28 protein-coding genes are annotated in these 22,437 nt (G+C 62.9%); 12 read left to right on the top strand and 16 right to left on the bottom strand.

The window, feature by feature from the left end; translation table 11 throughout:
* Positions 1-57 precede the first annotated feature (57 nt).
* From U2H20_RS10120 to U2H20_RS10105, 4 genes are read right to left on the bottom strand one after another with little or no spacing between them, the layout of a single operon-like run.
* Positions 58-1,077 (bottom strand): AMP-binding protein, encoded by a 1,020-nt coding sequence (locus U2H20_RS10120; protein ID WP_430592161.1) that lies wholly within the window; start codon positions 1,075-1,077, stop codon positions 58-60.
* Complete coding sequence (locus tag U2H20_RS10115) at positions 1,077-1,982, bottom strand: 1,4-dihydroxy-2-naphthoyl-CoA synthase (RefSeq protein ID WP_430592160.1); 906 nt, start codon at positions 1,980-1,982, stop codon at positions 1,077-1,079. The genes U2H20_RS10120 and U2H20_RS10115 overlap by 1 nt, the downstream gene beginning before the upstream one ends.
* A 41-nt stretch (positions 1,983-2,023) precedes the next feature.
* Positions 2,024-2,389, bottom strand: a complete 366-nt coding sequence (locus U2H20_RS10110; protein ID WP_430592159.1) for a hypothetical protein — start codon at positions 2,387-2,389, stop codon at positions 2,024-2,026.
* The gene (locus tag U2H20_RS10105) at positions 2,382-2,711 is read right to left on the bottom strand and encodes a hypothetical protein (protein WP_430592158.1); all 330 of its coding nucleotides are present in this window, start codon (positions 2,709-2,711) and stop codon (positions 2,382-2,384) included. Before U2H20_RS10105 ends, U2H20_RS10110 begins: the two co-directional genes overlap by 8 nt.
* A gap of 90 nt (positions 2,712-2,801) precedes the next feature.
* On the opposite strand from U2H20_RS10105, the gene U2H20_RS10100 reads away from it, so the two are divergent.
* Positions 2,802-3,809 carry an o-succinylbenzoate synthase gene (locus U2H20_RS10100; RefSeq protein WP_430592157.1) on the top strand — a complete coding sequence of 336 codons (1,008 nt, stop codon included), beginning with the start codon at positions 2,802-2,804 and terminating at the stop codon, positions 3,807-3,809.
* A gap of 71 nt (positions 3,810-3,880) precedes the next feature.
* Here U2H20_RS10100 and ccsB read toward each other — a convergent pair whose 3' ends face one another.
* The 5 genes from ccsB to U2H20_RS10075 are packed head-to-tail and all read right to left on the bottom strand — an operon-like array spanning position 3,881 to position 8,492.
* Positions 3,881-4,831 carry a c-type cytochrome biogenesis protein CcsB gene (ccsB, locus tag U2H20_RS10095; protein ID WP_430592156.1) on the bottom strand — a complete coding sequence of 317 codons (951 nt, stop codon included), beginning with the start codon at positions 4,829-4,831 and terminating at the stop codon, positions 3,881-3,883.
* Positions 4,824-6,527, bottom strand: coding sequence for a cytochrome c biogenesis protein ResB (gene resB, locus U2H20_RS10090; RefSeq protein ID WP_430592155.1), 1,704 nt, complete (start codon positions 6,525-6,527; stop codon positions 4,824-4,826). The genes ccsB and resB overlap by 8 nt, the downstream gene beginning before the upstream one ends.
* Positions 6,511-7,248, bottom strand: a complete 738-nt coding sequence (locus U2H20_RS10085; RefSeq protein ID WP_430593630.1) for a cytochrome c biogenesis CcdA family protein — start codon at positions 7,246-7,248, stop codon at positions 6,511-6,513. The genes resB and U2H20_RS10085 overlap by 17 nt, the downstream gene beginning before the upstream one ends.
* A 9-nt stretch (positions 7,249-7,257) precedes the next feature.
* Positions 7,258-7,845 (bottom strand): TlpA family protein disulfide reductase, encoded by a 588-nt coding sequence (locus U2H20_RS10080; RefSeq protein WP_430592154.1) that lies wholly within the window; start codon positions 7,843-7,845, stop codon positions 7,258-7,260.
* Positions 7,842-8,492 carry a histidine phosphatase family protein gene (locus U2H20_RS10075; RefSeq protein ID WP_430592153.1) on the bottom strand — a complete coding sequence of 217 codons (651 nt, stop codon included), beginning with the start codon at positions 8,490-8,492 and terminating at the stop codon, positions 7,842-7,844. The genes U2H20_RS10080 and U2H20_RS10075 overlap by 4 nt, the downstream gene beginning before the upstream one ends.
* 94 nt (positions 8,493-8,586) lie before the next feature.
* On the opposite strand from U2H20_RS10075, the gene aspS reads away from it, so the two are divergent.
* Positions 8,587-9,897: an aspartate--tRNA(Asn) ligase gene (gene aspS / locus U2H20_RS10070; RefSeq protein ID WP_430592152.1), complete on the top strand. Its 1,311-nt coding sequence runs from the start codon at positions 8,587-8,589 to the stop codon at positions 9,895-9,897.
* Between the two features lie 63 nt (positions 9,898-9,960).
* Here the strand turns inward: aspS and U2H20_RS10065 are convergent, their stop codons facing one another.
* Complete coding sequence (locus U2H20_RS10065) at positions 9,961-10,254, bottom strand: helix-turn-helix domain-containing protein (protein WP_430592151.1); 294 nt, start codon at positions 10,252-10,254, stop codon at positions 9,961-9,963.
* A gap of 40 nt (positions 10,255-10,294) precedes the next feature.
* Between U2H20_RS10065 and map the strand changes: the two genes are divergently transcribed.
* A complete protein-coding gene (gene map, locus U2H20_RS10060) occupies positions 10,295-11,077 on the top strand; it encodes a type I methionyl aminopeptidase (protein ID WP_430592150.1) in 783 nt (260 codons plus the stop codon).
* 34 nt (positions 11,078-11,111) lie between these two features.
* On the opposite strand, the gene U2H20_RS10055 is transcribed toward map, so the two are convergent.
* The 3 genes from U2H20_RS10055 to U2H20_RS10045 all read right to left on the bottom strand — a co-directional run bounded on the left by U2H20_RS10055 (position 11,112) and on the right by U2H20_RS10045 (position 11,870).
* Positions 11,112-11,408, bottom strand: a complete 297-nt coding sequence (locus tag U2H20_RS10055) for a Dabb family protein (RefSeq protein ID WP_430592149.1) — start codon at positions 11,406-11,408, stop codon at positions 11,112-11,114.
* The gene (locus tag U2H20_RS10050) at positions 11,405-11,659 is read right to left on the bottom strand and encodes a glutaredoxin family protein (RefSeq protein WP_430592148.1); all 255 of its coding nucleotides are present in this window, start codon (positions 11,657-11,659) and stop codon (positions 11,405-11,407) included. The genes U2H20_RS10055 and U2H20_RS10050 overlap by 4 nt, the downstream gene beginning before the upstream one ends.
* A 112-nt stretch (positions 11,660-11,771) precedes the next feature.
* On the bottom strand, positions 11,772-11,870 hold the full coding sequence (locus U2H20_RS10045; RefSeq protein ID WP_082775156.1) for a 30S ribosomal protein bS22: 99 nt from the start codon (positions 11,868-11,870) through the stop codon (positions 11,772-11,774).
* 132 nt (positions 11,871-12,002) lie between these two features.
* On the opposite strand from U2H20_RS10045, the gene U2H20_RS10040 reads away from it, so the two are divergent.
* Together U2H20_RS10040 and crcB are read left to right on the top strand one after the other, a co-directional pair.
* Complete coding sequence (locus U2H20_RS10040; protein WP_430592147.1) at positions 12,003-12,443, top strand: fluoride efflux transporter FluC; 441 nt, start codon at positions 12,003-12,005, stop codon at positions 12,441-12,443.
* Positions 12,440-12,820 (top strand): fluoride efflux transporter CrcB, encoded by a 381-nt coding sequence (crcB, locus tag U2H20_RS10035; protein ID WP_430592146.1) that lies wholly within the window; start codon positions 12,440-12,442, stop codon positions 12,818-12,820. Before U2H20_RS10040 ends, crcB begins: the two co-directional genes overlap by 4 nt.
* Before the next feature lie 22 nt (positions 12,821-12,842).
* Here crcB and U2H20_RS10030 read toward each other — a convergent pair whose 3' ends face one another.
* Entirely contained in the window at positions 12,843-13,421 is a 579-nt protein-coding gene (locus U2H20_RS10030; protein ID WP_430592145.1) for an ArsR/SmtB family transcription factor, read from the bottom strand.
* Between the two features lie 144 nt (positions 13,422-13,565).
* Between U2H20_RS10030 and U2H20_RS10025 the strand changes: the two genes are divergently transcribed.
* Both U2H20_RS10025 and U2H20_RS10020 read left to right on the top strand, forming a co-directional pair.
* Entirely contained in the window at positions 13,566-14,993 is a 1,428-nt protein-coding gene (locus U2H20_RS10025) for a TrkH family potassium uptake protein (protein ID WP_430592144.1), read from the top strand.
* Positions 14,986-15,657 (top strand): potassium channel family protein, encoded by a 672-nt coding sequence (locus U2H20_RS10020; RefSeq protein WP_430592143.1) that lies wholly within the window; start codon positions 14,986-14,988, stop codon positions 15,655-15,657. Before U2H20_RS10025 ends, U2H20_RS10020 begins: the two co-directional genes overlap by 8 nt.
* A gap of 38 nt (positions 15,658-15,695) precedes the next feature.
* Here the strand turns inward: U2H20_RS10020 and proC are convergent, their stop codons facing one another.
* Positions 15,696-16,529 (bottom strand): pyrroline-5-carboxylate reductase, encoded by an 834-nt coding sequence (proC, locus tag U2H20_RS10015; RefSeq protein ID WP_430592142.1) that lies wholly within the window; start codon positions 16,527-16,529, stop codon positions 15,696-15,698.
* A 23-nt stretch (positions 16,530-16,552) separates the two neighbouring features.
* On the opposite strand from proC, the gene U2H20_RS10010 reads away from it, so the two are divergent.
* The 3 genes from U2H20_RS10010 (at position 16,553) to U2H20_RS10000 (ending at position 19,784) form a co-directional block, all read left to right on the top strand.
* Complete coding sequence (locus U2H20_RS10010; protein ID WP_430592141.1) at positions 16,553-17,521, top strand: cation diffusion facilitator family transporter; 969 nt, start codon at positions 16,553-16,555, stop codon at positions 17,519-17,521.
* A 111-nt stretch (positions 17,522-17,632) separates the two neighbouring features.
* Positions 17,633-18,007 (top strand): hypothetical protein, encoded by a 375-nt coding sequence (locus U2H20_RS10005; RefSeq protein ID WP_430592140.1) that lies wholly within the window; start codon positions 17,633-17,635, stop codon positions 18,005-18,007.
* A gap of 271 nt (positions 18,008-18,278) precedes the next feature.
* Positions 18,279-19,784 (top strand): APC family permease, encoded by a 1,506-nt coding sequence (locus U2H20_RS10000; protein ID WP_430592139.1) that lies wholly within the window; start codon positions 18,279-18,281, stop codon positions 19,782-19,784.
* Between the two features lie 66 nt (positions 19,785-19,850).
* Here U2H20_RS10000 and tadA read toward each other — a convergent pair whose 3' ends face one another.
* Positions 19,851-20,360 (bottom strand): tRNA adenosine(34) deaminase TadA, encoded by a 510-nt coding sequence (gene tadA / locus U2H20_RS09995; RefSeq protein ID WP_430592138.1) that lies wholly within the window; start codon positions 20,358-20,360, stop codon positions 19,851-19,853.
* 38 nt (positions 20,361-20,398) lie between these two features.
* Between tadA and upp the strand changes: the two genes are divergently transcribed.
* Positions 20,399-21,055, top strand: coding sequence for a uracil phosphoribosyltransferase (gene upp / locus U2H20_RS09990; protein WP_430592137.1), 657 nt, complete (start codon positions 20,399-20,401; stop codon positions 21,053-21,055).
* 462 nt (positions 21,056-21,517) lie between these two features.
* Positions 21,518-22,279 carry a winged helix-turn-helix domain-containing protein gene (locus tag U2H20_RS09985; RefSeq protein ID WP_430592136.1) on the top strand — a complete coding sequence of 254 codons (762 nt, stop codon included), beginning with the start codon at positions 21,518-21,520 and terminating at the stop codon, positions 22,277-22,279.
* Positions 22,280-22,437 lie beyond the last annotated feature (158 nt).

Raw genomic sequence — 22,437 nt, 5'->3', positions numbered from 1 at the left:
CATCACAACAGGGGCGGGACACCGATTGGTGTCCCGCCCCTGCTGTGTGCTCTGGGTTCAGCGAATCCAGGGCGCGCTTCGACGCTTCTGCGTCTTGAAGGAACTGCGCTTTCGCACGAGGTCGGTGAGTCGCTTTCGGTCCGGTTTTCCGGAGATCATGCGCGGAATGGTCGAGACCGTCAACACGTGATTCGGTCGCGCCGCCTTCCCGAGCGAGTTCGCGACCGCCGCGCGGATCTCACCGAGGTCGGGGCGCATGGTCGTCACGACGACCGGCACCTGCCCCCATTCCGGGTCAGGGCCAGGCACGACGACCGCGTCCGAGGCGAAACTCTGCACGATCCGTTCCACGGCACCCAGCGAGACATTGATGCCACCGGAGATGATGACGTCGTCGAGGCGACCAGTGACGTGCAGTTGCCCGCCGATCATGGAGCCGGCGTCGCCCGTGCGGTACCAGCGGACGCCATCGAGACCGTCGACGAAGCGTTCTGCCGTCAACGAAGGATTATCGAGGTACCCGTCGGCGAGCGTGTCCGAGGCGATCTCGATCTGATCGGTCAGACGGATCTTGGTATTGCCGATCACTCGGCCTTCCCAGATGCACCCGCCGCACGTTTCGGTTGCGCCGTAGGTGCGCGTGATCTTCCAGCCGAGCTGTGTTGCGCGCTCGACGAGCCCGGGCGGTGGTGCTTGACCACCGAGCAGAATTCGATCGAAAGAGCGCACCGGTTGAATGAAGGACCGGTCGAGCCACGCGGCGTCGACAAGGCGTGCAAGTTGCGTCGGAACGAGGCTCGTGTACCGACGCTCGTGCGACATCTTGTCGAGGGCCTCAACGAAATGCTCCGGCGTGAACGTGCCCTCCATGCGGATCAACTCTGCGCCGCTGACAGCGTTCCTTTCGACGACATTGAGTCCGGCGACGTAGTTCTCGGGGAGTGCAAGGACCCACTGGCCCGGTCCACCGAGGGCTTCGTTCGCCATGACCGTGCTCGCGTCGATCGCAGCGCGCGACAAGACGACTTTCTTTGGGATCCCGCTGGAACCGCCCGTTTCGATGACGACGGGTTCCATCAGTACTGCCAAGGGTAGGGCGACCAGTCGGGCGCTCGTTTTTCGAGGAAGGAATCTCGGCCCTCGACGGCCTCATCGGTGCCGTAGGCCAAGCGCGTCGCCTCACCGGCGAACAGTTGCTGTCCGACGAGTCCATCGTCGACGGCATTGAAGGCGTACTTCAGCATCCGGATCGCGGTGGGGCTCTTCGTCAGGATCTCGCGTGCCCAATCGAGCGCGGTCGCTTCGAGTTCGGCGTGCGGCACCGCGGCGTTGATCGCGCCCGCTGCAAGCGCACGCTCTGCGGAATATTCGCGAGCGAGGAAGAACACTTCGCGCGCAAACTTCTGACCGGTCTGGCGGGCCATGTAGGCGCTGCCGTAGCCCGCGTCGAACGATCCGACATCGGCGTCAGTCTGCTTGAACTTGCCGTGTTCGATACTCGCGATCGTGAGGTCGCAGACCACGTGCAGCGAGTGTCCGCCACCAGCGGCCCAGCCGGGCACGACCGCGATCACGACCTTCGGCATGAACCGAATGAGGCGCTGTACTTCGAGAATGTGGAGGCGACCGTTTCGGGCCTGATCGATCGAGCTCGCGGTCTCGCCGTCTGCATACTTGTAGCCGTCTTTACCGCGGATGCGTTGGTCGCCGCCGGAGCAGAACGCCCAGCCTCCGTCTTTCGGGCTCGGGCCGTTGCCCGTGAGCAGCACCGCACCGATCCGCGGGTTCTGCCGTGCATCGTCGAGCGCCAGTGCCAGCTCGTCAACGGTTTGCGGCCTGAATGCGTTTCTGACTTCGGGCCGGTTGAAGGCGATTCGCGCGATCTGCCCGCAGTTCGAGTGGTGGACGGTGATGTCGGTGAAAGCCTTCGCGACGGGCGCATCTTGCCACTGGGTTGCATCGAAAAGCTCAGAAACAGTCACCTGTTCAGCCTACTTCGAAGCGTCCACTCGCGGAGCAATATTTAGACGCTGAACGCTGCCAGCGAATTCCACAGGGCGTTGCTGGCAAGCAAGAACAGCAGGAGCAGCGGAGCGTTCAAGAAGGCGCCGATTCCACCCGTGCGGCGGCCTTCGGGGCGAGCGAGCGCGAACAGACCAAGCCCCACCGAGAGGATGCCGGCGATCACGACGATCGCGAAGAAAGTCCAGACGCCCTGTGCCTGGCCAGGCGTCGGGGCCAGCGAGAGATCGAACTGCGCCAAGAAGCTCGCGACCTGCAAGATCACGTTCACCGGGATCATCCAGGCGCTGATTCGGCCGAAGACTTTCGCATTGTCGCCGGTCCATTGCGCGGCGGAATCGAGCGAGCCCTTGAGCGTCTTAGCCATTGAGCACGAGGGTGATGAAGAGCATGAACGTGACCGGGTTGGAGAACAGGACGACAGCGAGTCCGATCCCCGCTAGGACGAAGTTCGTGGTCCCGCGCTGGACCACGGCGGTTGCGATCGCGACCATGGCCGCGAGCGTCATGACACCCCAGATCGCGATCGGCAGGAACGAGGGGACGATCGAGATCATGGGAAACGCGATCAGGACGAAGCCGCCGCTCAACCCAGCCGCGATGAGCGCGATGATGCCCCACTTCGGGGAGCGGTACATCGGGGTTCCTGGCGGGCGACGTGTCTCGTGCACCCATGGCAGCTCGGTCATTCCTTCAGTCTCTCGGAAGAACGCTGGAACAACGCTGTATACGCGCCGAGCAGTCACCGTATTCGCGCCGAGTCGTGCGACGATGAAGCGATGTCAGACTTTCTTCCCACTCGCGACGATCTCCTGCAACGAATGCATGTCGTGCGACTCCCGCTCGCGTTCCGCTTTCGAGGCGTCACGCACCGCGAAATCGCGCTGATCGATGGTCCGAGCGGGTGGGGCGAGTTCAGCCCGTTTCTCGAGTACGGCACGGCTGAAGCGAGCGCTTGGCTGCATGCCGCGATCCTCGATGCCTGGACGCCGCGACCAGAGCCCCTCCGCGAAGCGGTGCCGGTGAACGCCACGCTCCCTGCGATCGAAGCGAGCCGGGTCGCAGAAGTCCTGAGCCGGTTTCCAGGATGCCGAACCGTCAAGATGAAGGTCGCCGAACGTGGCCAGAGCCTCGCCGACGATGTCGCGCGGGCAACGGCAGCGCGAGAGTTTCTCGGAGATTCCGGTCGCCTCCGCATCGACGCGAATGGCGGTTGGAACGTCGATGAGGCAGAGACCGCGATTCGAGCGCTCGAACCGTTCGACCTCGAATACGTCGAACAACCGTGCGCAAGCGTTGAGGAACTCGCCGAGGTTCGTCAGCGAATCTCCAAGCTCACGATTCCCGTCGCGGCCGACGAGAGCGTCCGGAAGGCGAGCGATCCGCTCGCGGTTGCGCGAGCGGGTGCTGCCGACATTCTTGTCGTGAAGGCGCAGCCGCTCGGTGGTCTCCAACGAGCTCTCGAGATCACCCGCCAGGCCGGCCTCCCGGTTGTCGTTTCAAGCGCGCTCGACTCGAGCATCGGGTTGAGCCTCGGTGCGGCGCTCGCAGCCGCGCTTCCGGAGTTGCCGTTCGACTGCGGGCTCGGAACTCGGTCGCTGTTCGAGTACGACATCGCGACGCCGGGCGTGCAGGCAGTTGACGGCGCGGTCTCTCCTGCCCGAGTCGTTCCCGATGCTGCGCGGCTCGAAGAGTTCGCCGTCACCGCGGATCGTCGCGATTGGTGGATGCAGCGCGCAAGCGATGCGCTCGCGCTTCTGAGTCGCGAGCGGTCAGCACGCGCGTAAAACGTCGCGCGTGCCAAGACTGGCGACAGCCATCGCGGAAGCCGCTCGCGGAATCCCGCTCGAGCGGAGGCTTACAGGCCCGAGTAGGCGTGCAGTCCCTTGAAGAACAAGTTGACGACGGTGAAGTTGAAGATCAGCGCCGCGAACCCGACCAGTGACAGCCACGCCGAACGGGTGCCCCGCCATCCGCGAGTCGCACGCGCGTGAATGTAGCCGGCGTAAATGACCCAGATGATGAAGGTCCAGACTTCCTTGGTGTCCCAACCCCAGTAGCGGCCCCAGGCTGCCTGCGCCCAGATCGCGCCAGCGATGAGGGTGAAGGTCCACATGATGAAGCCGATGACGTTGAGGCGGTACGCCAGGTCCTCGAGCGTGACAGTGTTCGGCAGCTGTGAGACGAATCGCGACTTCGCAGAGCGGTCTCGAATGAGCTGCAGGATGCTGATTCCGGCGCCAACACCGAAGAACCCCGTTCCGAGCACAGCAACGAACACGTGGATCACGATCCAGATCGACTGCAACGCTGGCGGCAGAGGAATCGGCGCGACGTAGAAGTTGACGGCACCGAGGCCGAGGAAGATCACCGCGAGGCCCGTGATGTACACGCCCAGGAAGCGAAGGTCGCGCCAGAAGATCGAGAAGATGAAGACGCCGACGATCATGACGACGCCTGTGAGGGCGAACTCGTACATGTTCGCCCACGGGACACGGCCCGCGGCGACACCGCGCATCACGGTCGCCGTCACGTGCAGGATCCATGCGAGCACCGTGAGCGCGAAACCGACGCGCAGCAGTGGGCGCCGGAAGGTTCGATTCTTCGCCCCCGCCTTCGGACGGGTCAGGGTCGTGACACCGCCGCCGGCAGCAGCTCCGAGAGTCTGCGATCCGCTGTTCGTGGCGCGGAGTTCACGTTGCGGCGCCTTGACGAGGTCGAACGCGAAGATGAGGAAGGCGAGGGCGTACACGCCGATCGCCGAGTAGACGAGCACAATCGAGTACGCGTCGAGACTCTCGTTAATCATTGCGCGATTCTACTCCCGGGTCGTCGTTCACGTTCGGTGGTTTCTTGTCGCCGGAAGGCGGCGAGGTTTTCTCGTTCGAGGGCTCGGTGGTGCCCTCCGGGTGCAGTTCTGCCGCGAGCTTCTCCGCGAGGTTCGCGACCGCCGCCTCGAGCGTCGGGTCATCGCCGCGCGCAAGACCTGCGAGTTCGAGACCATTCGGCGTCGCCTTCACCCAGACGCGGCGTCGTCGAATGAAGAGCGAGATGATCAGGCTGCCGAAGAGCACGACCGCGAAGACGAGCACCCACAGCTGCGTCGGGTCGTGGTGGACGTCGAAGACGGCGTACCGCTGCACATCGTCGAAAGTGATCGTGCCGAGACCATTCGGCAGGTCGACAGTCGCACCGAGCGCCATTTCGAGCGTCGGGACCTCAGCCTCGCGGCCGGCGATCTGTTCGAGTTCTGCCGTGTCGAGCGCGTAGACGGAGCGCGGGATCCCATCGTCGAGGCCGAGATCACCCTGGTACAACTCGAGCGTGAGGTACGGGTTGACGAGATCTGGGAACACCGATGTCAGTGCGCCCGTCTCGAGCGTCGCCGCGGAGGGGTAGAAGAATCCTCGGAAGCCGAGCTGCTGCTCGAAACCGTCCGCCACCTTGATGATGCCGAGACTGGTGAGGTTGTCGTCTTGCGCGAGGAACGGGACGAAGTCGCTGAAGATCACGGTGTCGTTGGCATCACGGACCGTGACCTTCGGTGCGTACCCGTTCGAGATGAGATACACGTCGTTGCCCTGGATGTGCAGCGGCGCGTTGACCTTCACTTCCCCGTCTCGAGTTCCCTCGTCGTCGGTGACTTCGACGTTCGCCGTGAAATCGAGAGGCATTCCGAAGGCGTTCTGGTTCTCGTACTCGTACTCGACTTCGAGCGAGTTCAGACCGATCGAATACGCGGGCAAGTGATTCGCATCGAACCACGGTCCTTCACGGAAGGAGTCGTAGGAAGACAGCACGTTCGGGAAAGTCTGGCCTTCGACGACGAGCCGTTGACCGTTGTAGCTGAGCGCACCACCGAGCGCGACGCTGATGAGCACGCCGACCAGAGCCGCGTGGAAGATCAGATTCCCGGTCTCACGAAGGTAACCGCGTTCCGCTGAAACACTCGTCGGTTCGCGGCGGACTCGGTATCCGGACTTCCGAAGCAGGGCTTCGGCCCGGTCGATGTCAGCTTCGGTTCCCGGGATCGTCGTGTATCCGACGAGTTTCTGCAGGCGAGAGGGCGTCTTCGGTGGCTGCGTGCGGAGTGCTTTCCAGTGGTGCTTCGTCCGCGGCAGCACACAGCCGATGAGCGAGATGAACAGGAGGAGGTAGATCGCGGAGAACCAGATGGAGGTGTAGACGTTGTGCAGTTGCAGGAGATCCGCCATCCACAGCAGATTCGGGTTCGAATCGCGCCACACCGTGACACCGTTCGGGTCACTGGAGTACTGCGGAACGAGCGAACCGGGGACCGCCGCAAGCGCAAGCATCAGGAGGAGCACGAGCGCGGTGCGCATACTCGTCAGCTGGCGCCAAGCAAAGCGCAACCATTCGAGCGGCGAGAGCTTCGGACCCCGTGGAGCGCGCTCGGCCGGGGTGCCCGAGGTCGTGCCGTCTTCGTAGTCGTCCGGACGTTGCGGGTCGACCCCCGCCTCGTCACTCTTAGATGACCGGGACAATGTTCACCATCCACAACTGCATAATGCTCATGAGCTTCGTCCAGACTCCCGTGACCATGAGAACTCCGATGAGCATCAGCATGGCACCACCGATGATGTTGATGACTCGAATGTTCCGACGGACCCAAGAAACGCTCTTCGTCGCCCAGCCGAGGCCGAACGCGATCGCTAGGAACGGGATCCCGAGTCCGAGCGAATAGAAGAGCCCGAGCAACGCGCCCTGCCAGGCCGAGCCGGAGATCAAACTGAGCGAACCGATCGCAGCGAGCGTCGGGCCCGAGCATGGCGCCCAACCGAGCGCGAAGACGACACCGACGAGCGGAGCGGTCCAGAGGCCGACCGTACGACGCTGCTTCGGCTTCACCGTTCTCTGGAGGAACGGGATCCCTCCGAGGAAGACGATCCCGAGCAGGATCAGCCCGACTCCCAGGATTCGGGTGATGAGGTCACCCCAGATCATCAAGAAGTATCCGACGCCACCGACGACCGCGTTCATCACGACGAAGATCGCGGTAAATCCGAGAATGAAGAGCGCGACCCCCGCGACGAGGCGTCGCCGGGAATTCTCCTTGCCCGCGATACCCCCGAGGAGCCCCATGTAGCCAGGGAGCAGGGGCAGGATGCACGGAGAAAGGAACGACACGAGCCCCGCGAGCAGTGCGATCGGGATCGAAACGAGCAGCTGTCCGCTCAGGACAGCGCTCGTCGGATCACTGAGCAGCGGAACCACTCAGTTTGCCTCGGCAAGCGTGTCGCGGATCAGTGTGGAGAGCGTTGACTCACCGTCGAGCGCACCCGAGATCCGTGATGCGATTCGGCCCTCGGTGTCGAGCACGATCGTCGTTGGCACGGCGTTCGGAGCGACGTTCCCGGCAAATGCGAGCTGGACGCTTCCCGAGTCGGCGTCGAGAATCGAGGGGTATTCGATGTCAAACTGCGTGTCGAAGCCCTCTGCCGTGGGGGCGCTGTCGCGCACGTTCACCCCGATGAACACGGCATCGTCGTATTCGAGGTCGAGCGCTGCGAGATACGGCGCCTCGACGCGGCACGGCGGGCAGGAGGCGTACCAAAAGTTCACGACAACGACCTGGCCGCGGTAGTCGGCGCTGTCGAAGGTGCCGTCGTCGGTGGTCGTGCCGGAGAAGTCGATCGCCTCGCCGCGGTTCTCGAGCGGGATCTCCGTGACATAGCCGCCGCCGGAGACGTAGCCGGTGTCACTCGCACCTCCCCCACCTGCGACGCCGTCGCTCGAGGTGCAGCCGCTCAGGAGCAGTGCGAGCGCTCCGAGTGAGGCAAAGAGTTTTGTTGAGGTCTTCATACGGCTCCCAAGTCGCGAGCTTTTCCGAGTGGGGCGGCGGGATCGGCGTAGGCGACCTCGAAGAACGTCCCATCTGCACGTCGCTCGAAACTCGTGATCGAGGAGAGCGCGCATCGGCGCTTCCGAGGGTCGTGCCAGAGCTTCTCACCGCCGAGAAAGCGGTGGGTGGTCCAGATCGGCAGCTGGTGGCTCACCATCGCGATGTGCCCGTCACTGCCGTCTTCGAATTGCGCGTCCCACGCATCTTCCATCGCCGCGACCATGCGTTCGGCGATCAGCGCGTAGGCCTCTCCCCAGCTGGGCTTGAACGGGTTCCGAACCAGCGGCCAGGCCTTCGGGTGCAGGATCACCTTCGGGCCCGCTTCAAAGCTCTTGCCCTGAAATCTATTGTGCGGCTCGATGATTCGCGGCTCAGTCTGGATCGGCAGATCGAAGCGTTCCGACCACGGCGTCGCAGACTGCTGCGCGCGTTCGAGCGGGCTCGCGTGCAAGCGCACGATCGGCCAGTCCTTTGCATACTCGGCAGAGGCTGCAGCCATCGAGTGCCCGAAGTCAGACAGCGGAAAACCGTCGAGGCGTCCGTACAAGACGCCCTGCGGGTTATGGACCTCGCCGTGGCGCACTAAATGGATTCTTCGAGCAGACACGCATGAGAGTCTACGATCCTGCGACATCGAAGGCATGTGGCTTCCACTCTGCGGGGAGATCACGCACCGGTCATGGCGGGCTAAACTGCTCACTGTGACTGCACGTACCTTAATCAAAGACCTTTCCGCTCTCGAAGCCGGCCCCGTTGTGGTCGGCGGATGGGTTGAGACGGTCCGGGATCAGAAGAAGGTGCAGTTTGTTGTCCTTCGCGATGAATCCGGTGCCCTCCAGCTCGTCAACCCCGTCAACGAAGAAAGCGCCTCGATCGCCGCGACCATCTCTGGTCTCGCACACGGCACCTTCCTCCGCGTCTCGGGCGAACTGAAGCACGACGAGCGCGTCAAGCTCGGCGGCATCGAAGTCAAGGTTGCAGAGCTCGAAGTCGTGAGCGAAGCGATTCCCGAGACTCCGATCGCGGACGACACCTCGATCGACAAGCGCATGGACTGGCGATTCCTCGACCTTCGCCGTCCCGAGGCGAACCTGATCTTCCGTATCCAGACCACCATCGAGCACGCGATGCGCTGCCACTGGGTCGACAACGACTTCATCGAGATTCACACTCCGAAGCTCATGGCGAGCGCCTCGGAGTCGCGTGCCGAACTCTTCGAGCTCGAATACTTCGACACGAAGGCGTACCTCGCGCAGAGCCCGCAGTTCTTCAAGCAGATGGCCCAGTCGGCCGGCTTCGGCAAGATCTTCGAGATCGGGCCGGCCTTCCGCGCTGACCCTTCGTTCACGTCTCGCCACGCCACCGAATTCACTTCGGTCGATGCGGAGATTTCGTGGATCGACGACGTCGAGGACGTCATGCAGCTGCACGAAACCCTGCTGGTCAAGGCGCTCGAGGCCGTTGTCGAGAAGCACGGGGAAGCGATCGAGAAGGCGTTCGGCATCACGCTGACCGTCCCGACGACGCCATTCCCGCGCATCACGCAAGCTGAGGTTCGCGAAATCGTTGCCGCCCGCGGCCACACGATCGAGCGCACCGACGGCGACCTCGACCCAGAAGCCGAGCGCCAGATCTCGCAGCACGTCCGCGAAGAATTCGGCCACAATTTCGTGTTCGTCACCGACTACCCGACGAGCGTTCGGCCGTTCTACCACATGCGCCGCGACAACGACGCTGAGGCAACGAAGTCGTACGACCTCATCTACAACGGTGTCGAGATCTCGACCGGTGCACAGCGCGAGCACCGCATCGAGGTGCTCGAAGCACAGGCTCGCGAGAAAGGTCTCGACCCAGAGGAGCTGAGCTTCTACCTCGACTTCTTCCGCTACGGCGTTCCGAGCCACGGCGGATTCGGCATGGGTCTTGCACGCGTGCTGATGCTCATGCTCGAGCTGCCGAACCTGCGTGAAGCGACCTACCTCTTCCGCGGACCGACGCGTTTGCTGCCGTAAGACATCTCACAGACGAAGCCCCGCCGCTCGGCGTTTTCTCCTGAGCGGCGGGGCTTCGTTGCGTCACGCGATCGCGGCGTCTGGAATCCCCTCGGGCTCGGTTGCTCGATCTGTTTCGACCGCGACCGCACGCCACAACTCGTCGAGCGAAATGTCGAGCGCCGAGGCGAGCTTTGCAACGGTCGCGAAGGATGGCACGAGGATCCGCCCCGTCTCGATCTTCCGCAGGGTCTCTGGTGAAACCGATGCCGCGGTCGCGATCTCCAGTGGGGAACGCTCACCGCGGAAGCGCCGGATGCACGCTCCGAGCGCGCGACCCTGCGCGCGCTCTGCGTGACTCAAAGGAATTCGGACCATGGCCCTATACTAATACCGGGATTTATATACCGGAGGAATCATGATCGATCTACTGTCACCGTCCGAAGTGCAGGCCGCGCGACCAGCGGGCGCGTTCGTCGCGAACACCCTGCACGCCTTGAAGGCGAAGACGACGGTGGGCACGAACCTGCTCGAGATCAACGAGTGGGCGACCGACATGATCGCCGCCGCTGGAGCGACCTCCTGCTACGTCGACTACGCCCCCTCCTTCGGAAGCGGCCCCTTCGGCAAGGTCATCTGCATTTCAGTGAACGACGCGGTTCTGCACGGCCTTCCCTACAGCTATCGCGTGCGCAACGGCGATCTGGTCACGCTCGACTTCGCGGTCAAACTGAACGGCTGGGTCGCAGACTCTGCGATCAGCTTCGTTGTTGGCGAGCCGAAATCCGATACCGATCAGCACATGATCGACACGACAGAACGGGCGCTTGCAGCCGGGATCGCAGCAGCGGTCCCCGGCAATCGCATCGGTGACATTTCCCACGCGGTCGGCACGGTCCTCAGCGAAGCCGGCTATGCGATCAACACCGACTTCGGCGGTCACGGCGTTGGCCGCACCATGCATCAGGACCCTTCGGTCCCCAACGACGGCCGGCCGGGGCGAGGCACACCGCTGCGCCCAGGCCTCCTGCTCGCGATCGAACCGTGGATCATGCTCGATACCGACGAGCTCGTCACAGACAAGGACGGTTGGACGTTGAAGAGCGCGACCGGGTCGAACACCGCGCACTCGGAGCACACGATCGCCATCACCGCTGGCGCTCCCCTGATCTTGACCGCATTCGAGCCCGCGAAGGCGTAACGCCGGGGATCGCGAACCCTGGCGGGAACCGAGGCTACAGCTGAACGTCGATCGCGACGCGGTCGCTCGTGAGTGCGCGGATCGACGGAATCACGGCGAGGTGGTCCGGGTGGTCTGCGTATCGGCTGAGCGATGCGAGGTCATCGAGGTCGACCGTCAGTACGAGGTCGTGATTGATCTCGATCGGTGCGACGTTCTCGTCGACCCGAATCGCGCGAACACCCTCGATGGAGACGAGTGGCTCGAGCAACGACCTGATCTCGCGAGCATCCCGAACTTTCTGCACCGGGTCCTCAGCTTGCAGTCTCCACAGCACCAGGTGACGAATCATGCGAGAACCTCCTGCAGTTTGGTGCGCAATCGAGCTTCGTCGACGCGCCAGATCGTGTGAACCTTGCCGTTGACGAGCAGCACCGGAATCTCCTCGGCGTACTTCTGCATGAGTTCGTTCGAATCAAGAATGCTCTGCTCCTCGATCACGACCTCGCCGACGTGATCGCGAGCAACGCGCTCGACGACCTCGCGTGCTTCATCACAGAGATGACAGCCAGGGCGCGACAATAACGTGAGAGTGGTGGCCATAGGCCAAGCCTTGCACGAACTGCATGCGGGCGCGAATGCTCGGCGACGCACTTGCCCCGGACAACACGAAGCGCCCGGGAGAAATCTCCCGAGCGCTGGTGTTGCCTTGCCGCTACTTCTTGTTGCGACGCTGGTGGCGAGTCTTACGAAGCAGCTTGCGGTGCTTCTTCTTCGCCATGCGCTTGCGGCGCTTCTTGACGACTGAACCCATAGTGAGTCCTCTCGATTGACTACGAACAATTGCTGTACTTGGCCGATTCGAAGACGAATCGACGAAAACGCTTTGTCCATTCTAGCGGATGGAGCGGGCGCGGCGTTGACCGCACCATGAGAGTATGCACCAGTGGGCCCCCATTTCGCACAACGATCCGCGAGCACCGTCGTCGCTGAACTCGGGATCGTGGCGCTTGGGGGCGCGCTCGGTACTGCGGCCCGACTCGCACTCAGCGTGCTCCTTCCCGACGACAACGGCATCACAATCGGCGTGCTGCTCGCGAACATCGTCGGTTCGTTCGCACTGGGCTGGCTCGTGACGAGGTTCACCGCGCGACCCCTGCCTGCACCCAAGCAGCGCCGACGGCATCTCTTCGCCGCGGTCGGTGTGCTCGGTTCGTTCACGACCTACAGCGCGGTCGCACTCGAAGCGAGCCGCCTCTCGTCAGAGGCGACAACGGTTGCACTCGCATATGCCTTCGGCTCGGTTGCACTCGGAGTTGCGGCCGCGTGGCTCGGGATCAGGCTCGCAGGCCTTCGCTCGCTCGGCTCGAAGGTCGATCGCGCATGAGTCTCGGTCTTGCGGCACTCATCATTCTCGCCGGAGCTGTCGGCTCATGCCTGCGCTATCTCGTCGGTGAGCTCGTCCCCAAAGACCCTGATCACTTTCCACTCGGAACCGCGCTCGTGAACACTTCGGGGTCATTCGCGATCGGCCTGGCGCTCGGACTCTCCTCGGCCGAAGTTCTCTCACCCGAGGTGACCATGGTGTTCAGCGTCGGACTCCTCGGCGGGTACACCACCTTCAGTACGGCAAGCGTTGACAGCGTGCAGCTGGCGATGCGAAAGCACCCAACTCTTGCCCTCACGAATTCGATTCTGGTGATGACCGCTTGCCTACTGCTCGCGACCGTCGGTTTTTGGCTCACGAGCGAATTCCTCGGTTAAGGCGGTCGCTCGCGGCGCTGCCTTACTTATCGAGCTTCTTGGGCTTCTTTCCTGACTCGGCATCGTTCCCGCGGCCGAAGCGCTCGCCGACCTCGTGCAAAACTCCCGAAGCTCGTTCTTGGAGCCCGTGCACACGCTCCTGGACATCGAACGCAGCATCGGCCACCTTGCGGCCGATCGAAGTCCCCAGCTGGGCCGGGTCGCTCACGACCTCTGAAACCCGCTCTTTCGCCTGTTCCGCGCGCTCTCGGAGCGGAGTCGTCACATTCGCACCCGCCCACGCGGCGAACGCAGCGGCGCCGAGTCCGCCGGCAGCCGCGTCGACCTCGTTCTCGAACACGAACGGGAGGATCCAGTCGTCGACGACTTCCAGCGGAAGTGCATTCAACGAGTAGAAACGGTGCTGGCCCTCTTCGCGGACCTCGACGAGTTCGACCTCGCGAAGCTTCGCGAGGTGCTTCGAAATGGTCGGTTGGGCAACGCCGAGCGCGTCGACGATCTCACTGACGCTCGACTCGACACCGTTCTCTCGGTTCAGTCGCAGCAGATCGAGGATCTCGCGACGCGTCGGGTCCGCAATTACAGAAAAGATGTCGGCCATGTCGCCATATTGCCACTCTGGAATGCAGAGAGCAAAGGCGACGCCGACATAGACCAGCTTTGGAATACCCGAAAACCTAGATCGGATGCGTGCCGAGGTCTAGCATTAACCCGCACAGCGCCAATCTTCGGAAAGCAGGGAAACGTGGCGGTCGCCAGAAACGACTCCGGGTCGTTCATCTCGCGGGGCTGGGATCGCTTCGAACGTTTCTCTGGCGAATACCCGGCTCGCTTCGCGATCGTCATCTTTTTGACGATCAACCTCGTCTTCACGCTGCTGTTCATGACGCCGCTGGCATCTGCCGACGGCACCGGCACCTCCTTTACCGATGCCGTGTTCACTGCGGTCTCGGTCGTCTGCGTCACAGGACTCACGATCGTGGACATGGCGACGCAATGGAGCCCCTTCGGAAACGCCCTCGTGATGGTCGGTGTGCAGGTGGGCGGTATCGGAGTGCTCACGCTCGCGAGCATCCTCGGCCTCACGGTCTCCCGCCGACTCGGCCTGAAACAGCGCCTCATCGCTGCAAGCGACAGCAACCCGGGTCGCGTTCGTCGCGGCGTTGTCAAAGAAGGCCAGGCGGTCCGGCTCGGCGAGGTCGGTGCACTGCTCAAATTGATCGCGGCGAGCGTGCTGATCTTCGAGGCGGTCATTGCGGCCCTGCTGTTTCCACGCATCCTTCTCGAAGGCGTTGCCCCGCTCGATGCGTTCTACCAGGCCGTCTACTACTCCTTCATGGCCTTCACGAACTCCGGCTTCATCCCAACCGTCGAAGGACTCACTCCGTACGCCACCGACCCCTGGTTCCTGATCGTGCTGATGGCGGGCGTGTTCTTCGGCGCACTCGGCTTCCCCGTGTATTTCGCCCTGCTGAGAAACCTCACGCGGCCACACCACTGGACGCTGCACGTCAAGCTGACCATCTTCACCTCACTCGCGCTCTTCCTGTTGGGAGGAGTCACGTATCTGGTGCTCGAGTGGAACAACGAAGCAACGATGGCCGGCACCGACTTCGGCCAGCGGCTCCTGCAATCGTTCTTCATGTCATCAATGGCGCGATCCGGTGGCTTCTCGGTCTTCGACCTCAGCGGCCTCGAGCACTCGAGCCTGCTCGTCACCGACATGCTCATGTTCATCGGAGGCGGTTCGGCCTCGACTGCCGGTGGCGTCAAGGTCACAACGCTCGCGATCCTCTTCCTCGCGGCGATCGCCGAGGCACGTGGACGAAAGTCGATGGAAGCCTTCGGCCGCCGGATTCCCTCCGACGTTCTCCGCCTCTCCGTGAGCGTCGTGCTGTGGGGCGCGACGATCGTCGCGCTCAGCACGCTGATCCTGTTGCAGATCACGAAAGCCTCGCTCGATTACGTGCTGTTCGATGTGATCAGCGCGTTTGCGACCGCCGGGCTCTCGTCCGGCTTCACCGACGACAGCCTCCCCGACTCAGCAAAGCTCGTCCTCACCATCACCATGTTCGTCGGACGAATCGGCAGCATCACACTGGCTGCTGCACTCGCTGCGAGCCAAAAGGTGCAATTGTTTACTCGACCAGAAGAGAGGCCCATCGTTGGTTGATCGAATTCCACATGACGCCCCCGTGCTCGTGATCGGCCTCGGCCGTTTCGGTGCCGCGACCGCGGGCCAACTCGCCCGCCTTGATCGCGAGGTCCTCGCGATCGACTCGGACATCGATCTCGTGCAGAAATGGTCGGAGCGGCTGACGCACACGGTGCAGGCCGACGCCCGCAACCTCGATGCGCTGAAGCAGGTCGGCGCTGGCGATTTCGCGATTGCCGTTGTCGCGATCGGATCCTCGATCGAAGCGAGCGTCCTCATCACGGCGAACCTCACCGACTTGAAGATTCCGCAGATCTGGGCGAAAGCCGTGAGCCAGTCCCACGGCAAGATCTTGAAGCGCGTGGGCGCGAACCACATCATCTACCCGGAGGCAGAAGCAGGCGAGCGGGTCGCTCACCTCGTCAGCGGGCGCATGATCGACTACATCCAGTTCGACGACGACTTCGCAATCGTGAAGATGTACCCGCCGAAGGCGATCCGCAACGTGACCCTCGCTGATTCGAAGATCCGCACGCGCTTCAAACTGACGGTGGTCGGCGTGAAGTCTCCCGGCGGCGACTTCACCTACGCGACTCCAGAGACGATCATCTCCGATCACGATCTGATCATCGTCTCCGGAGCGCAGAGCAACATCGAACGCTTCGCCTCCCTCCAGGCATAGCTGAGAGCAGGCCTCTGAGGTCGCGCGAGCGCGCCCGATCAGTTCGGAGTCGCTGCGATTGCCTCTGCCCTCGCAACGGCGGCCGCGACTGCCTCGTCGATCAGCTCCGGCAGACCCCCGTTTGCGAACACTTCGATGGCGCGCTCCGTAGTGCCCTTCGGGCTGGTGACCCGACGTCGCAACTCGGCCGGATCGGCATCGCTCGCCGCGAGCAACTCACTCGCGCCGCGGAAGGTGCCGGCGACCATCGTGAGCGCGTCTTCCTTTGAGAAGCCATTGCGGATCGCGGAGTCGACGAACTGTTCGATGAAGAAGAACACGTAGGCGGGGCCAGATCCCGAGTAGGCAGAGAGCGGGTTGATCTGCGCCTCATCGACAACGAGCACCTCGCCGACCGCTTCGAAGATCGTGACGGCATACTCGCGCTGTTGCGCATCGACTCGATCGCCGAATGCGAGGCCGGTCACGCCGAGTCCGACGGTGGAGGGCGTGTTCGGCATCGAGCGAGCAACCGCGACCGATTCGGGAAGAAGCGCCTCCATCGAGGCAATCGTGACGCCGGCCGCCACGCTCACGACTAGTGTGCCCGGCGAGAGTTCCGGGGCGATCTCGCGGAGCAGATCGGCGACGCCCTGGGGCTTCACCCCGACGACCACGACACGTGCATCTCGCACTGCACGGAGGTTCCCCTCCGGCTCGTTCGCGAGAGCGATGGATTCGACACCGTCACCGGAGATCGTGGCGGCGCGCTCGACGGAGCGGTTCGTCACAAGAACTTCAGAGGTCAGGTTTTTGGCGAGCAGACCGCTCAAAATGGCCCCTCCCATGGAGCCTGCGCCGAGGAAGCTGATACGTGGCAAAGAAACACTCATGCAACAAGTGTAGATTTGCCCCCGTGAGCGCATCGCATGGAAACAAAGCAGTCATCGCGGCCTTCCTCGCTAACTCCGGGATCGCCGTCACGAAGTTCATCGCCTGGGGGCTCTCCGGCTCCGCTTCGATGCTCGCTGAGGCCGTCCACTCGGTCGCCGACGCAGGAAACCAGCTGCTGCTCCTCCTCGGCGGGCGACTCGCGAAGCGAAAGGCCGACACCGACCACCCTTTCGGTTACGGCCGTGAACGGTACGTCTGGGCGTTCATCGTCGCGATCATTCTGTTCTCCATCGGTGGCGTCTTCTCGATCACCGAGGGCGTCAGCAAACTGCAGCACCCGCACGAAATCGACATGAACTGGTGGTGGCTGCCGCTCGTCGTGCTGCTGGCAGCGATCATCATGGAGTCCTTCTCGTTCCGCACCGCGATCAAGGAATCGAATCTCGTTCGTGGCAAGCAGACCTGGGTGCAGTTCGTGCGCCGCTCCAAGTCACCCGAACTTCCCGTCGTCCTGCTCGAAGACCTCGCCGCGCTGCTCGGACTCGTCTTCGCGTTCGTCGCCGTTGGCCTCACGGTCATCACCGGCAACCCCTTCTATGACGCAGTGGGAACTCTCGTCATCGGAGCCCTGCTCGTCGTCGTCGCCGTGATTCTCGGTATCGAGATGAAGAGTCTGCTGATCGGTGAGGGCGCGAACGAAGGCGATCACACTGCGATCGTCGCCGCGATCAACGCGAGTGCAGACGTCGAATCGCTCATCCACGTCAAGACGCTCTACCTCGGGCCGGACGAGCTCCTCGTCGCGGCCAAGGTCTCGTTCCCGCCGAAGCACACCCTCGAGGACATCGCTCGATCGATCAACTCTGTGGAGTCCGAGATTCGCGAGGCCGTCCCGGTCGCTCGCGTGATCTACATCGAACCCGACATCTACATCGAGCAACCTGAGATCGCGCCGTCGACAGACGTCATCGTGATCCAGTCGGGCAACTAAAGCCTCGACGCACCGCTCGGGAGCTCGCGATGCGAGGCTCTGTGATTCCGCATGCCGGGAATCCTTGGGGACGAGCCAGCGGTTCGTTCAGGTTGTTCCTAGGCTAAGCGCATGGACATCTTGCACTCTGCCCTGCTCGCGCTCCACCTGCTCGGAGCCGCCATCATCATCGGCCCCTTCATCATGCAGATGCGGGCTCAATCGGGATTCAACACACGGCTCCCCCTGATCGGTGCGACCGTGCAGCTCATCACCGGACTCGCGCTCGTCGGGCTCGCGATGTCCTCTGACAACGACCTCGATCACATCAAGATCGCGGTCAAGGGAATCCTTGCCGTCGTGATCTTCGTGACCGCACTCCTCGCGTACCTCCGACAGGCGAAGATTCGTGGCACCGACAAGAGCGAACGCAGCATCAAGCCGTTCTTCCACAGCGCTGGTGGTCTCGCGATCGTGAACCTGCTCGTCGCAGTCTTCTGGAACTAATCCAACACTCTGGAGCGCATGAACGCGAAGGAGCGCATCACTCGCGACGGCGACGCTCTGCGCGAGGCGTGACCTCCGTGTTTCGGGCGCAGCATCCCACGGGATGCTGCGCCCGTTTTTTCGCCCTTGAACCAGACGAACACGAGGTCGGCTCCCGAGCGTCCGTGAACAATTTCTTCGAGAACGTATCTGAACGGTCGATGACGGTCGTATGATCGCTGAGGCCTTCGTGTCGAACCACACACGAGGGAGACCTACCCCAAGGATCGTTATGAACTTCTGGCAGAGCCTGACCCGCACGAAAAGCATCGATGCTTCGATCGCCGATTCTCATGTCGAAGGCAGATCCCTCAAGCGCACGCTCGGAGTCTGGGACCTCGCGATCATGGGTGTCGCCGTAGCAGTCGGCGCCGGAATCTTCTCCGTCGGTGCAAAGGCGGCCGCAAACTATGCGGGCCCCTCGATCACCATCGGATTCGCGCTCGCGGCGATCACGTGTTCCCTCGCGATCATGGCCTACGCCGAATTCGCCTCCTCTGTGCCCGTCGCGGGTTCCGCGTACACCTTCACCTACGCAACGCTCGGTGAGGGCCTCGCGTGGATCATCGGATGGGACCTCATCCTCGAAATGCTCACTGCAGCCGCCGTGATTGCGAGCTACTGGGGCATTTACCTCCAAGAGGTCGTCAACATCTGGGGCTGGGATGTCCCACCCACGATCAATGTGCTCGGTCTCGACGTCAACTGGGGCGCGTTCTTCATCGTCGCGGTGTTCACGACGCTCCTCGCGCTCGGCACGAAGCTTTCGGCACGTGTCGGCTCGGTCTTCACCGTGATCAAGGTGGCAACCGTCCTCTTCGTCATCGTGGTTGGCGCGTTCTTCGTCAACCCCGCCAACTACAGCCCCTTCATTCCACCGGCTGAACCCGCCGGACCGGGCGAAGGCGATGTCTGGGCACAGTCGCTCGTCTCCTTCGTCACCGGCCAGGAACCTGCCACATACGGCGTCTTCGGGCTCCTCGCGGGCGCATCGATCGTGTTCTTCGCGTTCATCGGATTCGATGTGGTCGCGACGAGTGCAGAAGAAGTCAAGAACCCGAAGAAGAACCTCCCGCGGGGCATCTTCCTCGGACTCGGCATCGTCACGGTGCTCTACCTCGGCGTCAGCCTCGTCCTCACGGGCATGGTGCCGTACACGACGCTCGCTGAAGCCGAAGCGCCATCACTGGCCACCGCGTTCGTCGCCGTCGGTGCCGATTGGGCCGCGCAGATCATCTCGATCAGCATCTTGCTGGGCCTCACGACTGTGATCATGGTGCTCCTTCTCGGTCTCGCTCGAGTGATGTTCTCCATGAGCCGCGACGGACTGCTGCCACGCTCGTGGAGCAAGACCAGCGAAAAGCGGAAGACTCCGATCCGCATGCAGATCGGTTGCGGCCTCGCCGTCGCGCTCTTAGCCGGACTGACCGACGTCGGAATCTTGGAAGAGATGATCAACATCGGCACGCTCTCCGCGTTCGTGCTCGTGAGCATCGCGGTGATCGTGCTGCGCAGGAAGTACCCGAAGCGGGAACTCGCCTACCAGATGCCGTGGTACCCGGTGCTGCCGATCATCTCGGCCGCCCTGTGCTTCTGGCTCATGCTCAACCTCACGACGCTCACCTGGGTGCGCTTCCTGGTGTGGCTCGCGATCGGTATCGCGATCTACCTGCTCTACGGTCGCCGTCACTCTCGCTTGAATTCGAGCGAGCCGACGGGCGCGCTGCCGATCAAGTAGCAGCAACGAGTTCAGCACGCGAGCGTTGTGCTGGCGCGTTGGGCGGGAGCGTAGGGCGGGAGCGTCCTACTCCTGGCTCGACGGCCCTTCGCGTTTTGCGGCAAAGAACTCTGCAAGCACCGCGGCGCATTCGTCCTCGAGGATGCCGCCGAGCACCTCTGCACGGTGTGGGAGGCGACGCTCGCGGAGCAGGTCGACAACGCTCCCGGCAGCTCCAGCCTTTTCATCCCAGGCTCCGAACACGACCCGATCGATTCGGGCCGCAGTAATCGCACCGGCGCACAACACGCAGGGTTCGAGCGTCACGACGAGCGTGCACTCATGCAGTCGCCAGGTTCCGAGCGCTGCTGCGGCGCTTCGGATCGCCACGACTTCAGCGTGCGCGGTCGGGTCGCCCGTGAGCTCGCGCTCGTTGTGACCTGAAGCGATCACCTCACCGTTCGGCCCCACCAGGATCGCCCCGACCGGGACGTCGGCAGCCGCGCGCATCGGTGCGCTCCTCGCCTCCGCGAGCGCAAGCTGCATCCAGGCTGCTTCACGAGCGAACTGTTGCGTCACCGGGCTCCCTGCTTCCATCGATTACACCCCACGGCCGAGGTACTAGATTTGAGCCTATGCGAGTGCACGTTGCCGACCACCCCCTGATCACCCACAAACTGACTGTGTTGCGAGAGGCTTCCACGCCCTCCCCCACGTTCCGTGCTCTGACGAACGAACTGATGACCCTGCTCGCTTACGAAGCGACCCGGAACGTCCGCGTCAGCACGAAGACGATCCAGACCCCCGTCGCCACGATGGAAGGCGTTGAGATCGCCTCACCGCGCCCGCTCGTCGTCCCGATCCTGCGCGCCGGGCTCGGCATGCTCGACGGTATGACCGCGCTGCTTCCAACTGCGGAGGTCGGGTTCCTGGGCATGGCTCGAAACGAGGAAACCTTCGAGCCTTACACCTACGCCGAGCGACTGCCCGATGACCTCAGCGACCGGCAGTGCTTCGTGCTCGATCCCATGCTCGCCACCGGTGGCTCGTTGAGCGCCGCGATTGAGTTCTTGTTCCAGCGGGGCGCGGTCGACGTCACGGCGATTTGCATTCTCGGCGCACCAGAGGGACTCGAGCGTGTCCGTCGCGACACCGAGGGTCGCGACGTGACCGTCGTGCTCGGCGCGCTCGACGAGGGCCTCAACGAAAAGGGCTACATCATGCCCGGTCTCGGTGATGCCGGAGATCGCCTGTACGGCACGGTTTCAGAAGAGATCCCGAACGGCAAATAGCCTCGGATCTCTGGCGCTCCCTGCTCGCGCGGGGAGCGCCTTTTTCTTTCAGCACCCTCAGCGTCTCCGACATCGAGCGTAGATTCTCGATTCGCGCAGCAAATTTGTGCAAGTTTCAACATTTTTTGCGTCAAGACTTGACACGTCCTATCGGACTCCTCGTAAGATCAACCTCATGACAACGACAGCGTCCTCTTCGACCACCCTCGTGGCCAAGGGAATCTCCGGCATGATGATGCCGGTTGTTGTCATGTGTCGAATGTGTGCGTAATCGCCAACCATTCAGCCAGCAAGCCGTAGCCTTCAGCCCGCTTGCCCCCGGTCCCACTGAGACCGCATCACACATTCACGACACCTCGCGCCTTTCTCTTTCGAGCTGACTCGTTCGGCTCACCCTCACTGGCTCCCTTGCACCACTTCGTGCCCCAGTGAACCCAGGCGCCTCATCGCAAAGGCGATCCAATGACTCTCGCAATCTCCCCCATCACCCGCACCCCTCGCGCAACGACCGTCACCAAGCAGGGCTTCGGGATCCCCTCCCACGCAACTCGTGGCAACCTCGCACTCGCTCCGCAGCAGGCGCCGTCCGCTGCACCAGCAGCAGCCCCGGCAGCGCAGTCGCACGTGCAGGCAGTCCCTGCCAGCCCAGAAGCGCGCGGGTTCGTGCTCTACGTCGGACTCGGCGAAGAGGCGTCCACGGCAGACGGCGTCCGGCTCGCGACCCTCGTGAACGAACTGAAGCGCCTCACCCAGAACCTCGCGCCGAGCGCTCAGACTCACGCCGCGGTTGCGCTCGCACCGGCGGGGGCCGGCGGTCGCGACATCGATGTGGTTCGTCGCGCACTGCAGGACCCTTCGCTGCGACAGGAAACTCCCGAGGCAGAGCCGAACCTCGGCGTGGTCATCGACCTCAGCCGCAAGCGCGTCTCGCTCGGCGATGACGTCGCGCCACTGACCTACAAAGAGTTCGAACTCCTGCAGTTCATCGTGCTCCGCGAAGGCCGCACCGTCGAGCGCCAGGAGATCATTGACACCATCTGGTCGGAAGCCACGGAAGAGAACGCGCCGAATGAGCGCACGATCGATGTGCACGTTCGTCGCCTTCGCCTGAAGCTGGGCGCGTACTCGGACATCGTTCGCACGGTTCGAGGAGTCGGCTACCGATTCGATCGCCACGCTGACGTCAGCATCGTGACACCTGCGACGCCGAGCTTCGATCTCTAAAGGATTCGCCGGAGAATTTCGCTCTCACAGCAAATTCTGGGTTTACACATATGGCGCGCGTTATCAAAACGTAATAGAGTGTGAAGCACGTTGAAGGTTGTGCTGTGACACTCAACGCGTGATCGAAAGACACATTTGGTGCAAGGGACATGGGCCGG

Origin of the sequence: Humidisolicoccus flavus, assembly GCF_045689595.1 — a bacterium.
Classification (GTDB): domain Bacteria; phylum Actinomycetota; class Actinomycetes; order Actinomycetales; family Microbacteriaceae; genus Humidisolicoccus; species Humidisolicoccus flavus.
The sequence above is the reverse complement of the archived record's forward strand: the minus strand, read 5'-3'. Positions and strand labels throughout refer to the sequence as shown.